11 protein-coding genes and 1 tRNA gene are annotated in these 12,804 nt (G+C 57.9%); 5 read left to right on the forward strand and 7 right to left on the reverse strand.

Features of this window, described 5'->3' with window-relative positions:
* Positions 1 to 18: 18 nt before the first annotated feature.
* The 3 genes from FZE95_RS10140 to FZE95_RS10150 are packed head-to-tail and all read right to left on the reverse strand — an operon-like array spanning position 19 to position 2,028.
* Positions 19 to 375, reverse strand: a complete 357-nt coding sequence (locus FZE95_RS10140) for a DUF6285 domain-containing protein (protein WP_150300765.1) — start codon at positions 373 to 375, stop codon at positions 19 to 21.
* A complete protein-coding gene (locus FZE95_RS10145) occupies positions 372 to 1,433 on the reverse strand; it encodes a phosphotransferase family protein (RefSeq protein WP_150300766.1) in 1,062 nt (353 codons plus the stop codon). The genes FZE95_RS10140 and FZE95_RS10145 overlap by 4 nt, the downstream gene beginning before the upstream one ends.
* Before the next feature lie 49 nt (positions 1,434 to 1,482).
* Positions 1,483 to 2,028 carry a VOC family protein gene (locus FZE95_RS10150; RefSeq protein ID WP_150300767.1) on the reverse strand — a complete coding sequence of 182 codons (546 nt, stop codon included), beginning with the start codon at positions 2,026 to 2,028 and terminating at the stop codon, positions 1,483 to 1,485.
* Between the two features lie 367 nt (positions 2,029 to 2,395).
* On the opposite strand from FZE95_RS10150, the gene FZE95_RS10155 reads away from it, so the two are divergent.
* The gene (locus FZE95_RS10155) at positions 2,396 to 3,253 is read left to right on the forward strand and encodes a cache domain-containing protein (protein ID WP_397387128.1); all 858 of its coding nucleotides are present in this window, start codon (positions 2,396 to 2,398) and stop codon (positions 3,251 to 3,253) included.
* 49 nt (positions 3,254 to 3,302) lie between these two features.
* On the opposite strand, the gene FZE95_RS10160 is transcribed toward FZE95_RS10155, so the two are convergent.
* The 3 genes from FZE95_RS10160 to FZE95_RS10170 form a co-directional block, all read right to left on the reverse strand.
* Positions 3,303 to 4,172 (reverse strand): MBL fold metallo-hydrolase, encoded by an 870-nt coding sequence (locus FZE95_RS10160; protein ID WP_150300769.1) that lies wholly within the window; start codon positions 4,170 to 4,172, stop codon positions 3,303 to 3,305.
* Positions 4,173 to 4,222: 50 nt separating this feature from the next.
* Positions 4,223 to 5,632 (reverse strand): solute carrier family 23 protein, encoded by a 1,410-nt coding sequence (locus tag FZE95_RS10165; protein WP_150300770.1) that lies wholly within the window; start codon positions 5,630 to 5,632, stop codon positions 4,223 to 4,225.
* 78 nt (positions 5,633 to 5,710) lie between these two features.
* Complete coding sequence (locus tag FZE95_RS10170) at positions 5,711 to 7,330, reverse strand: acyl-CoA synthetase (protein ID WP_150300771.1); 1,620 nt, start codon at positions 7,328 to 7,330, stop codon at positions 5,711 to 5,713.
* Positions 7,331 to 7,555: 225 nt separating this feature from the next.
* Between FZE95_RS10170 and FZE95_RS10175 the strand changes: the two genes are divergently transcribed.
* Both FZE95_RS10175 and FZE95_RS10180 read left to right on the forward strand, forming a co-directional pair.
* Complete coding sequence (locus FZE95_RS10175) at positions 7,556 to 8,965, forward strand: PAS domain S-box protein (protein WP_397387129.1); 1,410 nt, start codon at positions 7,556 to 7,558, stop codon at positions 8,963 to 8,965.
* Between the two features lie 20 nt (positions 8,966 to 8,985).
* Positions 8,986 to 9,624: a response regulator transcription factor gene (locus FZE95_RS10180; RefSeq protein ID WP_150300772.1), complete on the forward strand. Its 639-nt coding sequence runs from the start codon at positions 8,986 to 8,988 to the stop codon at positions 9,622 to 9,624.
* A gap of 132 nt (positions 9,625 to 9,756) precedes the next feature.
* Here the strand turns inward: FZE95_RS10180 and FZE95_RS10185 are convergent.
* Positions 9,757 to 9,833 (reverse strand) — tRNA-Met (locus FZE95_RS10185).
* 209 nt (positions 9,834 to 10,042) lie between these two features.
* Here FZE95_RS10185 and FZE95_RS10190 point away from each other — a divergent pair.
* Positions 10,043 to 11,275 carry a GGDEF domain-containing protein gene (locus FZE95_RS10190; protein WP_150300773.1) on the forward strand — a complete coding sequence of 411 codons (1,233 nt, stop codon included), beginning with the start codon at positions 10,043 to 10,045 and terminating at the stop codon, positions 11,273 to 11,275.
* 45 nt (positions 11,276 to 11,320) lie between these two features.
* Positions 11,321 to 12,559, forward strand: coding sequence for a GGDEF domain-containing protein (locus FZE95_RS10195; RefSeq protein ID WP_150300774.1), 1,239 nt, complete (start codon positions 11,321 to 11,323; stop codon positions 12,557 to 12,559).
* The last annotated feature ends 245 nt before the right edge of the window (positions 12,560 to 12,804 follow it).

Genomic DNA, 12,804 nt, shown 5'->3' on the forward strand with positions numbered 1-12,804 from the left:
TCCGGTATCGCGGGCGCGTCAGTTGCGCACGGCTTTGGGGTTGCTGATGGCCAGCTTGCTGTGAGTGATCTGTAGTAGCAGTTCAGCGAGCTGGCTCTGTTGGTCGAATTCGCCTTGCCGGATGCGCTTGCCGAGCTGGACGCGAAGTTCTTGTTCGGACTGCTGAGGTTGTGTTGTACCCAGCAGAGCCTGAAGGTTCGCCCGCTCCTGTGCAGCGCTGGATTCACCCAGCTGCTGCTCGCGTGCGGCGATGATCATGGCATTGGCGATCATTCTGGCTTCGTAATGCAGTTCTTTGGGCAACGCCGGCAACAACTGAGTAAATAGTGTCTGTCTGGCCGTTTGCAGCAAGGCGTCGGCATGGGGACGGCTCATAGGGGGACTCCGGTGAGTAACAGTATTTCCTGTTCCAACTCAGGCAACATGCGTCCGGTCAGGCCCAGCTCCAGCGAATCCTCACCGCCACTCAGATAGCGCTCGGCCTGTTGCAAGGCGATGATAGCCCAGCGAAGGTGCGCCATGACTTGCCAATAGGTCAGAGTCGGTCGGTCGATCTGCAGGTCGGAGACGCTGTTGTAGCCGGACAGAAAATCATCCAGCGCACCGACCCCGCCCGCTTCTCGGTCCGGTCCGGCAAAACGCCAGCAGCGTGCGGTGAGCCAGCCGATATCTTCCCTGGGATCCCCCCAGCCAGCGAACTCCCAATCCAGAATTCCGCTCAGCTGCCCATCCGCCACCATGTAATTGCCGGTGCGGTAGTCGCGGTGTATCAGACAGGGCACCATGGGTTGAGGGCGGTTCAGCTCACACCAGCGCAACCCCCATTCCAATACCGGAAATCCATCGTTGAGGGTATCCAGGTAGTTGCGGTAGGTACTAATACAGGCTTGAGCATGATCCGCAGCCGGTTCCGGCAGAAAACCCAACTGCGGGTGCGGCGGGGCGATGCGGTGCAAGTTGGCGAGACTGACGCCCAACTCATGACACAGGGCTGCGCGTTGCGGATCGAGCGATGTATCGCGGGTCAACTGCGGACCGGAGGCCGTTCCGTCCAATGCCTGCATGATGAAGAACTCACGCCCCGCAACATCGGGATCCGAGCACAGCAGCAGCGGCTCGGGGACCTTGGCGCCCGCGTCGAATGCACAGCGCAGCACGGCAAACTCCTGCGCCCGCGTCATGCTTGCTGCAACTCCGGAAGGGGCATCGGTACGCAACACCCAGCGGTTGTCGCCATCCATAGTGCCGCCTTGCTGATGTACCTGCAGCAACCAGTTCTCTTGTATTGCACCCCCGGACAGGCGAGTCGCTTTGCTGATATGGGTACCCTGCGCCCCAGTTTGAGTGTTCAGGTAGTCCGCGATCAGCGGCAACGCCTGGCTGATCGTTGGCAGTGTCGCCTCGGTCGGGTATGAAAGGGTGGCTACGTTCATGGGCATCTCTTTTGTTCGACTGATCAGGTTCGCTTCGATGGGCGGGATATCAACCCAGCAGTCGTACTGGGTCGTTGCCATCCCAGCTGGCAGCGGCGGCTTTCATATCATCGAAAACGGCCATATGCTCAGTGGGGAAGTCGATCAATTCTACCAGCAGCCCACCGGCATCAACGTAGATCGCTTCGCCGCCACCCGGTAGCCAGACTTCCTGCATCACCTCGGCACCGTTTGCCGCGCATGTGGCACGCGCCTGGTCCATATTGTCCACGACCAGGCAGACATGATGCATGCCTTCGTGGCCTTGCTCGAGCCAGCGCTGGTAGATGGATGGTGCGTCATTGTGTTGCCGGATGAGCTCAATCTGCATGTCGCCCCAGTAGGCAATGGCCACTGAGAAATCCAGCTCGACAGGTTGACCACGGTATTTGCAGGCATCGACCTGTATATGCTGCATATCGAAAAAGGGGCCGACTCCCATGGTTTCCGTCCAATAGTGCAAAGTGGCATCGTAGTTTTTCGGTACCCAGGCCAGCTGCATGATGGTGCCGAGTTGGGAAATCAGATTTTTTTGCTTATTGGGAACAGTGGTCATAGCCGGAGCCTTCTTGAGTTGTTGTTTTTATCCTGCGAAGCGGGGGAGCGATCAGCTTGCCCTGAAATCCATATCAGACTAACCTTAACAATAAAACAAATCAAAATGTTTTTATTGGACTGTTTCCTCGAAGCCGGTCCACCAAGAAAGGCTGCCTGGCACCGAACCAGGCGACACAGCAGGCAGCACCTGCTCGGTACCAGAGCACCAGGAGTTCTTGCCTACTGGCTGTGCTGAACTAAGCTCCGTATGGATTCTTGAAGTATTGCACGGGGCAGCATTGCCGGACTCCCAGTTGTGGGCAAGTGACTCCATGATAGAAACAAAGACAGCAGTAAAAGGAAACGTAGTGATGCTGATAAAACAGATGTGTCGGTTTTTGATGGTGATTTGCACCAGTCTGGTTATGCCTGTGCAAGCTCAGACTACGGCTGAGTCTGAGGATGCAGAAGCAGCCCGCGAGCTTCTCACCGAAGCGGTTGAGTACTACAAGGAAAACGGGGATAAGGCCCTGGCCGTTTTCAGCAGGCAAGGGCCCTTCGTCAAGGACAACCTCTACGTCTATGTGGTGAACACCAACGGCATCATGCTGGCCAGCGGCGGGCCGTCGGTCATGTTGACCGGCCGGGATATTTACAACGCGGTCGACGATGATCTGAAGAAAAAATTCGAGGACGCACTAAGCAGGCCGGAGTCCGACACCATTCACGAAGGGGAATACCCCTGGAGCGGGTGGGAGACCGCCGGGCGCGAAATTACCAAGCACGTGTATTATCAGCGGGTCGAGGACAAGATCTTTGTGGTGGGCTATTACCAGCCCCGAGCGAGCGCTGAAGATGCCCTGAAGTTGCTGGACACGGCAGTAGAGGCTGTACGTGCGGATCCGCGAGAAACCTTCAAGGCAGTCAATGCGCTTGATTCAAGGTTCTACAAGGATGACCTGTATGTTTTTGTGGTGGAACTTGAGAACAATCGTTTTGTTGCCCATGGCTCCAATCTTCGACTGGTAGGCCGCGACTTCAGTCAATTGACTGATACCACCGGCAAGCCCTTCGGAAAGGAAGCGGTAGACAAGATCGCCAAGTCCGATACTGCGGAATTCAGCTACCAGTGGAAGCACCCGATCAGCGGCGACATCGAGAGCAAGCACGCCCATGCGCGGAAGGTCGGTGATTATCTGGTAGTGGTGGGGTATTACGAGCCAGGCAGCAAGGCTGCAGAGTAGCGCCGCGCGGCCTGCGTTCGTTCGAGCGCAGGCGGCCAACGGTAACGTGCTACCGAGTCATTCCGCTGGCAGCACTCAGCTGCTGGCACACACTGTACTTGCCGCTGGTTTCATCTCGTTCCACCCGAGCTACCGCCACCTGTGGATCGTGGGTAAAAACCAGTCGGCCTTTTGCGGCAACCAGATAGTCGAGCAGGGCTTCTTTTTCCTCGATCAGGCCTTCCGGAAACCGGTCGTAACCCATGGTGATGGGCAGGTTTACCCAGGGCGCGCCGGGAATCAGGTCGCCTGGGAATACCACCGGGCCGTCTGGCATATCGAACTCGGGGATCATCAGCCCCGGGGTATGGCCGTCGCTGAAACGAAAGCGCCAGTCAGGGCCAAGCGTTTGAGACTGGTCGCCATCGTTGATCAGTTCCAGTCGGCCGCTGTCTTCCATCATTGTCAGAAGCTCGGGGATGAACGATGCCTGATCGCGCGGATGTGGGCGCTTGGCACGGCACCAATGACGCTGTCCGGTGACGAAGGTGGCGTTGGGAAACAGCAGCTGCAGTGGCTTGTTCGCATCCCACTCCGACAGCAGGCCGCCGGCGTGGTCGAAATGCATGTGTGTCAGCACCACCACGTCAATGTCTTCATGACGCAGGCCTGCCGCGGCGAGGCTGTCGAGCAGTACATGGCCGGATTCGACAACGCCGTAGCGTTCCTTGAGCCTGGGCTCGAAAAAGGCGCCGATGCCAGTCTCTACCAGAATATTGCGATCGTCTTCCTGCACCAGCATGGCGCGGCAGCTCAGCCGTATGCGGTTGGCTTCGTCCGTCTCGACCCAACGCGACCAGAGTGCCTTGGGTGCGTTGCCGAACATGGCGCCGCCGTCCAGACGCTGGCTGTTGCCCTCAATAGTGGTAAAGCTGCGCACAGATATTCTCCTTTGCTGACAGCTGCCAGGCGTAAGCCTGGCAGCCGTGATCATGGGGTATCGCGGACTGCAGTCGTGTCGACCGCAGTCTCCCTGGTCTCGGCGTCCGTGTCGGTATCACGCACGCTGCGAAAGCGCAGGACATGGGTGCGTTCCACCAGCAGATACAGCACCGCGCCCGCCGCCAGGCCCCAACCTGCGCCATATACCGCCAGTACGACACCCATGGTGCCGGCCACGCCGCGCTCGGTATTGTTGTTCAGCTGCTCGAAGCCGACCATCAGACAGATATAGCCGGTGAGAATCAGCGTCAGCGATAGAGCGATGGGCAGCACCGGCTGGAAAAAGCTCACCAGTGGCAGCATGAACAGCGCGAGAAAACCGGTAATCCAGAAGGTGCCTGCGCCGCTATAGATGGAGTCCATCGCTTTGCGACCGTACTTGTAACGCTCGGCCATGGTGGCAGCGACAGCGGTCCAGATCGGACCTGCGAGGCCGGGGTAGGGTGCGAAGAAGGCGTGCAGGCCGTTGCGCAGGGCGGTGACGATGTGCGCGCGGTCGATGTTGTTCTCGATCACCTCGTCCGGGCGCAGCTCGTCGGCACGTTGCATCAGCGATTGACCAACGATGATGTCACCGAAGGCGATGATGTAGGCGATAACAGCGGTGGGAACCGCGTACAGGAATATCTCTGGATCCGGAAAGCCGACATTGAACGGCAGGTAGTTCCAGATTTCGCCAAACGCCGGCTGGGTGATGCCCCAGCGCACGTCGGGCATCTTGTACTCACCCACGGCGATGCCGACGATGATGGCTACCAGCATCCCGGGCACCATGCCGTAATTGACGATCTTGCGCATCATTGGCACGCGCTCGGTGAGTCCCTTGAAGGATACCGAGAACATCAGGTACAGGCAGATCAGGCTACCCAGCACCAGCGAAATCGGCGTGTTGGCCAGGCGTCCACCGCTGGATATCTCGCCCATCAGTGCAGCGATACCCGCGCCGATAATGATGCCGCCCTTCATCGAGTTTGGCACGATGCGCACCATCACGCTGCCGAGTCGGGTCACGCCCAATATCAGGAAGATCAGGAATACCAGGAACTGCAGCGCGAACAGTGCCTGGATGGCCTCAGGGCCAGGTTCGAAATCACTCAGAAACAACAGTACCACTGGAATCGCAGGGGTAATCCAGCCGGGCACCATCGGCACGCCGAGCAGCGCCGGCAACATGAAGCCTACGCCGCATACAACGACGTAGGCGAGCGCCACGTCATAGGGCAGGCCGAGGTACTTTTCCAGCAGCGGGATCATGCCGAGACTGACCACGAACATGATCAGCGCCTGCATCATCTCGGCGGTTTCCCAGCGATAGTGAATAAACGGCAGCCGGATCTTGAATGGACCGCAGGCCCAGAAGGGTTGCTCAGCGCCGTCGGCGCGCTTGAAGAGTTGCATACTGACCTCCGTCAGCCGCCCCGTGGACGGCTGCTTATTGTTGTTGAGTTGGAAATCTGAAACGTTGGAAAGCCGGGCTCAGATCGCCTTCGCCCAGTCGCGCAGTACAAACTTCTGGATCTTGCCGGTGGATGTTTTAGGCAGGTCGGTGAAGACCAAAGTCTTGGGCACCTTGAACGCCGCCAGATGCTGTCTGCAGAAATCCATGATGCTGGCTTCGTCAGTCTGCTGACCGCTCTTGAGCGTTATGTAGGCACAGGGCGTTTCACCCCATTTCTCGTCCGGTCGTGCTACCACGGCGGCTTCCATAACGGCCGGGTGCTTGTAGAGCGTGTCTTCCACCTCGATGGTCGAAATGTTCTCGCCGCCGGAAATAATGATGTCCTTGAGCCGGTCCTTGATCTCGATGTAGCCGTTGGGATGGCACACGGCGAGGTCGCCAGTGTGGAACCAGCCGCCTTCGAACGCTTCGGCGGTCGCCTCGGGGTTCTTCAGGTAGCCTTTCATTACGGTGTTGCCACGCATGAAGATTTCACCGATGGTCTCACCATCCGCAGGGACCGGCTTCATTCCAACCGGGTTGGCCACCATCACCCCTTCAAGGGTGGGATAGCGCACGCCCTGGCGGGATTTGAGCTGGGCACGTTGTTCCAGCGGCAGCTCGTCCCAGGCGTCGTGCCAGGCGCATACGGTTACCGGGCCATAGACCTCGGTCAGCCCATACACGTGCATGACTTCGATGCCCATGGCTTCAACCGCACCGATGACCTTGGCCGGAGGCGCTGCCCCGGCCACCTGCGCCTTGACCGGATGATCGATCGCGGCCTTGGCGCTCTCGGGCATATTGACCAAAGCGTTAAGCACGATCGGAGCGCCGCTCATGTGGGTCACGCCGTGCTCGTGAATCAGGTTGAGGATTTTTTGTGGATCGACCCGACGTAGGCATACGTGCACGCCGGCCAGCGCCGTTACGGTCCAGGGGTGACACCAGCCGTTGCAATGAAACATCGGCAAGGTCCACAGATAGACCGGGTGTTGGCCCATGCTCCATGTCATCTGGTTGCCCAGGGCATTCAGGTAGGCGCCGCGGTGGTGATAGACCACGCCCTTCGGGTTGCCGGTGGTGCCGGAGGTGTAGTTCAGCGAGATGGCTTGCCATTCGTCGTTCGGCCAGTGCCAGGCGAACTCAGGGTCACCTTCGGCCAGGAAAGCTTCGTAATCCAGCTCGCTGACCGCTTCACCTTCACCATATTCCGGGTCGTCGACGTCCACGACCAGGATGGGCCGGTCGAACAACTCAACGGCTTCGCGGATAACGGCATGGAATTCGCGGTCGGTAATCAGTACGCGGGCTTCGCCGTGATTCAGCATGAAGGCGATGGCCTCAGCGTCCAGACGTACGTTCAGGGTGTTGAGCACGGCACCGGACATGGGAATGGCAAAATGTGCTTCAACCATCGCCGGTATGTTCGGCAGCATTACCGCTACCGTATCGCCTGCACCCACACCACGATTGGCCAGGGCAGAGGCCAGACGACGACAGCGTTGATAGGTCTCGCTCCAGGTGCGTCGAATGGCGCCATGGATGATCGCCGGGTAATCGGGGTAGACGTTGGCTGTACGTTCGATGAAACTCAGCGGCGTGAGCGCAACGTGATTGACCGGGCTTTGCGAAAGACCTTCCTGAAAGATAGACATGATTCCCACCTGCGGCGATGTTGTTAGCTCTAGGGTCTGGTAAAGCGCCAGTGCACTTACCAGAGGCTATGGGGTTATTTATAGTTATCCCCATAACATATGGAAATATGACTATGGTTTTATAGTATAAATACTATAGCCTTAAAAAGAGGGTGCCGCGTGAGGAAGAACAAGCCGCAACGGGCAACGAGTGATCGCTCTCCAGGCATCGATGCCGCTGCGTGGATGTTGGAAAGCGACCCTCAACCAGCTGTCGTGCTGGATAACGACGGTTGCGTTCAGGCTCTGAATCCTGCGATGCGGGACCTGGCTGGCATTGGCCAGCCGACTGAACTGTTGCCGCCAAACTTTCTCCATCTCGCACGTGCTTGTCTGAGCCAGCAACGAGCCATTCCAGAGGTCGAAGCGCAGGCGGCGGATGGCCGGTTTCTGCTCTGGACATTTATTCCCATCGCCGCCGTTCACCTGGTGCTGGCGCGGGGGCAGGACGCCACAGAGCGGTTGCGCCAACAACAGGATGCAACCGTCGCCAGCCGCCTCTATCGGCTGATCATCGAAAACACCACAGATCTGATTTCGCGGCACACACCAGACGGGCGTTTTCTGGACGCTTCGCCTGCGTCCTGGACCTTGTTGGGGTACTGGCCCGAGCAGCTACGCGGCACCTCTATCCAGGCGATGTTTCATCCGCTGGAAAGCGAACGCCTGCTCAAGCGCTACCGGGACGAACTGGAGCAGGAAGGCTACCTCACCGCCACTTATCGTATCCGGCACCAGCAGGGTCATTATTTGTGGTTCGAAACGGCCAGTCGCGCGATCCGCGAAACCTATACCGGCCGGGTAGTGGAGATGGTCAGCGTCTCGCGGGATATCACCGAGCGCATGCGTACAGAGGAAAGCAACCGGCGTTTGCAGGACGAGCTGGCGCATGCCGCACGGCTGGCGACTCTGGGTGAACTGGCGTCGGGGATTGCGCACGAAATGAACCAGCCGCTGGCTGCGATCATGAATTACGCCGGGGCCAGCCAGCGCTATCTCGCAGGTCTGGGGCATGTCGATGGCCGCCAGGAAAAGGTGCGCCAGGGACTGGAGCGCATCGCTAGGCATGCTGATCACGCCTCCAAAGTGATCAAGCGCTTGAGGGCCTTCCTGCGCAAGGGGCCGCGCAAGGTCCAGCGGATAAACCTTGCGGCGCTGGCGCAGGACGCCATACGTTTGTGCGCCTGGGAGGCGAGCCAGCTTCAGGTACATATAGCTGAGCAGATTCCGGACGGCTTGCCGGATGTGTACGTCGATCCGATCCTGCTCGAACAGGTCATGCTCAATCTGCTGCGTAATGCGATTGAGGCAAACCGGGAAAACCATCCGGACAGCGCCTCGCTGATCACGCTCAGACTGGGCGTTGCGGCAGCAAAGGTCGAGATTGAAGTCGTAGACGAAGGCCCGGGCGCGACCGCTGAGCAGCTCGAGAAAATGTTCACGCCGTTTTACACCAGCAAGGCTGATGGGTTGGGCTTGGGTCTATCAATGAGTCGCGGTATCGTGGAGGACTTTGGCGGTGGGCTGAGTGCCGAGCTCGCTGATTCAGGCGGGCTGCGGCTTTATTGCTGGCTGCCGGCCGCAGAAAATAGATAAGCCATTCAAGGAGAAAAGCAATGCCCGGGACGCCACAGCAGGTCGTTTACGTGGTGGATGATGACCAGGGATTGCTTGATTCCACGCTCTGGTTGCTCGAATCGGTCGGTCTGCAAGGTGTGCCTTTCACTAGCGGCCGTGCTTTTCTTGAAGCCTGTGATCCCTGTCTGCCATCCTGCGTACTGCTCGACGTCCGTATGCCAGGCATGGGTGGTCTGGCTGTTCAGGAAGCCATGCGTGAGCGCGGTATCGAGCTGCCGGTAATCTTCGTCAGCGGCCACGCGGATGTCCCCTTGGTCGTGCGGGCTTTTCGCAGCGGCGCCGTTGATTTCATTGAAAAACCCTATAACGAGCAGCTGCTGCTGGATAGTGTGCAGCGTGCGCTCAGTCTGGTTCCGTCCCAACACGACCGCCCTGAAAAACATGAAGTGCAGTCGCGGCTGGAAAGTCTGACGCCCCGTGAACGCGACATCCTGCTGCCGCTCGTGCAGGGCTACAGCAATCGTGAAATAGCCGAGCAACTCGGCATCAGCGTGAAAACCGTCGATCTGTATCGTTCGAGAGTAATGAAACGAATGCAGGCGGACAGTTTGCCGGCATTGGTGGGCATGGTTATTGGCGTGGGTGTGATCGACCCTTTCACCCTGCAAGCCCAGTAACAGCGGCAGCGGTGAGATCCATGGCTTAGCGCCAGGGCCGGCGGGCTGCGGAGCAAGGTAGCCCAGGAATTGAGCAAAGCCGGAAAACAAAAAAGGCAGATCAATGGTTAGATTGATCTGCCTTTACTTGTCTGGTTGCGGGGGCAGGATTTGAACCTACGACCTTCGGGTTATGAGCCCGACGAGCTACCAGACTGCTCCACCCCGCGTCTGTGGCGGCCATTCTACGGAATAAGGCCGAGCTGTCAAGCACTTGAAGTAAAAAGAATTTTTTAGACGGGTAAGGCAGTCCCAGTGCTCCGCTGATCTGCCCGTCGATTTGATCAGAAGTCGCCGGATGGTGCTGGCTCCGAGCTTGGTGGCCATTTAATGACCTCTACGTCTGGCGCTGCCAGCACGCTTAGCGGATACTCCTGAAATGGCGAACAAAGTTCGCGGACAGGATATTGGCCGGGGGGGTGACATGGATGTAGCCGACAACCGATTCGGAGTTTCTCCCTTTTGGGGCGAATTCAGGAATCACGCGCAGGAAAGGGCATTCCGCGAACATATGCAGCCGGCCATGGTTCGGCATATGCGTGTTGCCACCAAGGTGTGGGGTACCTTGCTGCTGCTGTTTGGGATCATAGATTACGTGGCGCTTGGTTTGTCCCCAGTGTTTATCATTCTGACAACGGCGCGAGTTGTGCTTTCAGCGTTTATCTTCGGTTATGGCTATCTGCTGCTCAGCAAGCCCCATCTGGCCACAGCAGGGCATAGCACCATGGCCTTGCAAATCGGCGGTTTCGGTTTTTTTTACCTCATATACTTCCTTCGTCCTGAGATCGCTGCTTTCACTGTCGCGGTGATAGGGCTGCTTTTCATCTCGATGTTTGTCTTCGTGCCAAACAGGTTGCCGTACTCCGCTATAGCTGCCTTGCTGGGGCTGGCCGGCACCTTGTTGTCCATGATCGTCAATGACCGGCCAGCCGGTGTGGTCATAGGTGCGTTTTTTCTGTTGATGTTGCCTATTCTTGTTGGTTTTTTTGCGACCCAACGGTTGCAGATTGTGCAGCGTCAGCAATACGCGATGTTCACTCGAGCCAATGAAGCGAACGTGGAGCTGCAAGCCGAAATCGAACGACGCAGGGTGTTGGAGCAGGAGCTGAAGCGTCAGGCCACCACCGACCCGCTAACAGGCCTGTTTAATCGACGCCAATACGAGATGCTGTTTGACCGTGAGTGTGAACGCAGCAAACGCAATGGTAGCCGTCTTTCGCTATGTGTCGCGGATATCGATTTCTTCAAGCGGGTCAATGATGAATATGGTCACGATGCCGGCGACCAGGTGCTAAAGCATGTTGCGGATCTGCTTGGTAACGCGCTAAGGCAATCTGACATCATCGGGCGCTTTGGCGGCGAGGAGTTCATTCTGTTGCTGCCAGATACGGGACTTGCAGACGCTGAGGTTGTTATCAACCGTCTCCGTCAAAAGCTGGAAGCCGCGCCCCTGTCCATAGCCGGCCATCATATTGGTGTTACAGCCACCTTTGGTCTGACTGAGGTGTGCAAGGATGACCACACTATTGAAGACGTAATCAGGCGTGCCGATAAAGCACTCTATGAGGGGAAGACTGGGGGACGTAATCGTGTGGTTCCGGTGCCCTGTTGAAATCTAGCTGGAACAAAGCGTAGCGCGCAAGGAAGCGAAGTTCGGATGACGGATGTTGAAACACTGCCTGACGAGGTTGCCGTACGGGCTCTGAAAGTCGAAGCTGGACAGGCCGCCCGGCGCTGGCGTATCAGCGGTTGGACCGGAGAGTTTCGGGATCCGGAGCAGGAGCGGGCCTACCTGGATAAGCATCAACGCACCATTGCACGGCAATTGCGCATCGCTCTTGCAGTGTGGGCCGGTTTGCTGCTGCTTTTTATCCTGCCGGATTTCGAGTCTTTGGGTAACACGCCTGGTTTCTGGATCAGCGTGGCCATTCGCCTTTCGGTTATTTCCGTTCTGGCGTTCTTCGCCTGGCAAGTCAAACGCAAGCCCGTATTAGCCACTCAAGCGCGATGGATCAGTTGCCTCGAAGTTGCCGGCATGACCGTCTTTCTGCTTGTTTATCCGCTTCGCCCTGAGTTATCGAGCTGGGCTTTCACCCTGACGCTGATCATCCTGATCTCGGTATTCGTCTACGTTCCCAGTCGCGTCCCGGCAATGCTCCTCGTGACTCTGTATATGGCCCTGAGCACTCTCTGCATGATCCATTACGTCGCCCCGAAGACCCCGATTGAGCTCTTCGCCCTATTTGTCGTGACATTAATGCCGATAGGGCTCGGCTGGGGCACAGCGATGCGCACCCAGGTACTGCAGCGTAGGCAGTTTGCGTTGTGGCAGCAGGCCCAGGAAGTCAACGTAACTCTGTCCCGGGAGATAGAGGAACGCTCCCGTCTACAAGCAGCACTGGTGCATCAGGCCACTACGGACGCGTTGACCGGACTGAACAATCGCCGCCAATACGAAGCGTTGTTCCAATACGAACTTAACCGTTCGTTGCGCAGCGGGCAGCCGCTGTGCCTGTGCATTATCGATCTGGATCATTTCAAACAGATCAATGACACATGGGGGCATGCAACCGGTGATGATGTGCTGAAACGGATAGGGCAGCTGTGTCGGGATTCCTTCCGAGCCACGGATATCCTCGGTCGCTTGGGCGGGGAAGAGTTTGTGGCCTTGCTCCCTGAAACGGACCTGCCGACTGCATTGGTGGTCGCTCAACGCTTCGTCGACAAGCTGGCCACGACAACCATTAGCGAAGCCATTCCAGAGCTGAGAATCACGGCTACGGTCGGGCTGGCGCAGCGCGATAACGAGAGCCATCTCGATGCGATCCTCCAGCGCGCCGACAAGGCGCTTTATACCGGTAAGAACGCTGGACGCAATCAAGTCGTGGCTGGCTGATCGGTTACACTAGGGTCTGTTGCCGTTTCGGCACGGCCGCGATGGAGGCCCGTTCGGCGCAGAACAAGACGCGAGGAGTGAAGTTTGGTTGTGCCAAATAAGCGACGAGTAATGCAGTGCTGCGCCAAACGGGCCCCGTCCCTTCGGGTTGCGTGGCAAATGACGCCATGCGGCGTTGCGAGACTTGGCAAGGGAACAACCATTACCTGCGTCCCGCGCCTTGCCTGGCGTCATTTGACCCAGCA

The sequence above is a fragment of the Pseudomonas profundi genome, from assembly GCF_008638305.1.
In the GTDB taxonomy this organism is placed as follows: domain Bacteria; phylum Pseudomonadota; class Gammaproteobacteria; order Pseudomonadales; family Pseudomonadaceae; genus Halopseudomonas; species Halopseudomonas profundi.

Excerpts from the sequence above, each read along its gene's own strand:
- FZE95_RS10140 (WP_150300765.1), bottom strand. The coding sequence starts at position 375 with ATGAGCCGTCCCCATGCCGACGCCTTGCTGCAAACGGCCAGACAGACA.
- FZE95_RS10175 (WP_397387129.1), top strand. The coding sequence starts at position 7,556 with ATGTTGGAAAGCGACCCTCAACCAGCTGTCGTGCTGGATAACGACGGT.
- FZE95_RS10165 (WP_150300770.1), bottom strand. The coding sequence starts at position 5,632 with ATGCAACTCTTCAAGCGCGCCGACGGCGCTGAGCAACCCTTCTGGGCC.
- FZE95_RS10190 (WP_150300773.1), top strand. The coding sequence starts at position 10,043 with ATGGCGAACAAAGTTCGCGGACAGGATATTGGCCGGGGGGGTGACATG.
- FZE95_RS10180 (WP_150300772.1), top strand. The coding sequence starts at position 8,986 with ATGCCCGGGACGCCACAGCAGGTCGTTTACGTGGTGGATGATGACCAG.
- FZE95_RS10195 (WP_150300774.1), top strand. The coding sequence starts at position 11,321 with ATGACGGATGTTGAAACACTGCCTGACGAGGTTGCCGTACGGGCTCTG.
- FZE95_RS10150 (WP_150300767.1), bottom strand. The coding sequence starts at position 2,028 with ATGACCACTGTTCCCAATAAGCAAAAAAATCTGATTTCCCAACTCGGC.
- FZE95_RS10170 (WP_150300771.1), bottom strand. The coding sequence starts at position 7,330 with ATGTCTATCTTTCAGGAAGGTCTTTCGCAAAGCCCGGTCAATCACGTT.
- FZE95_RS10155 (WP_397387128.1), top strand. The coding sequence starts at position 2,396 with ATGTGTCGGTTTTTGATGGTGATTTGCACCAGTCTGGTTATGCCTGTG.
- FZE95_RS10145 (WP_150300766.1), bottom strand. The coding sequence starts at position 1,433 with ATGAACGTAGCCACCCTTTCATACCCGACCGAGGCGACACTGCCAACG.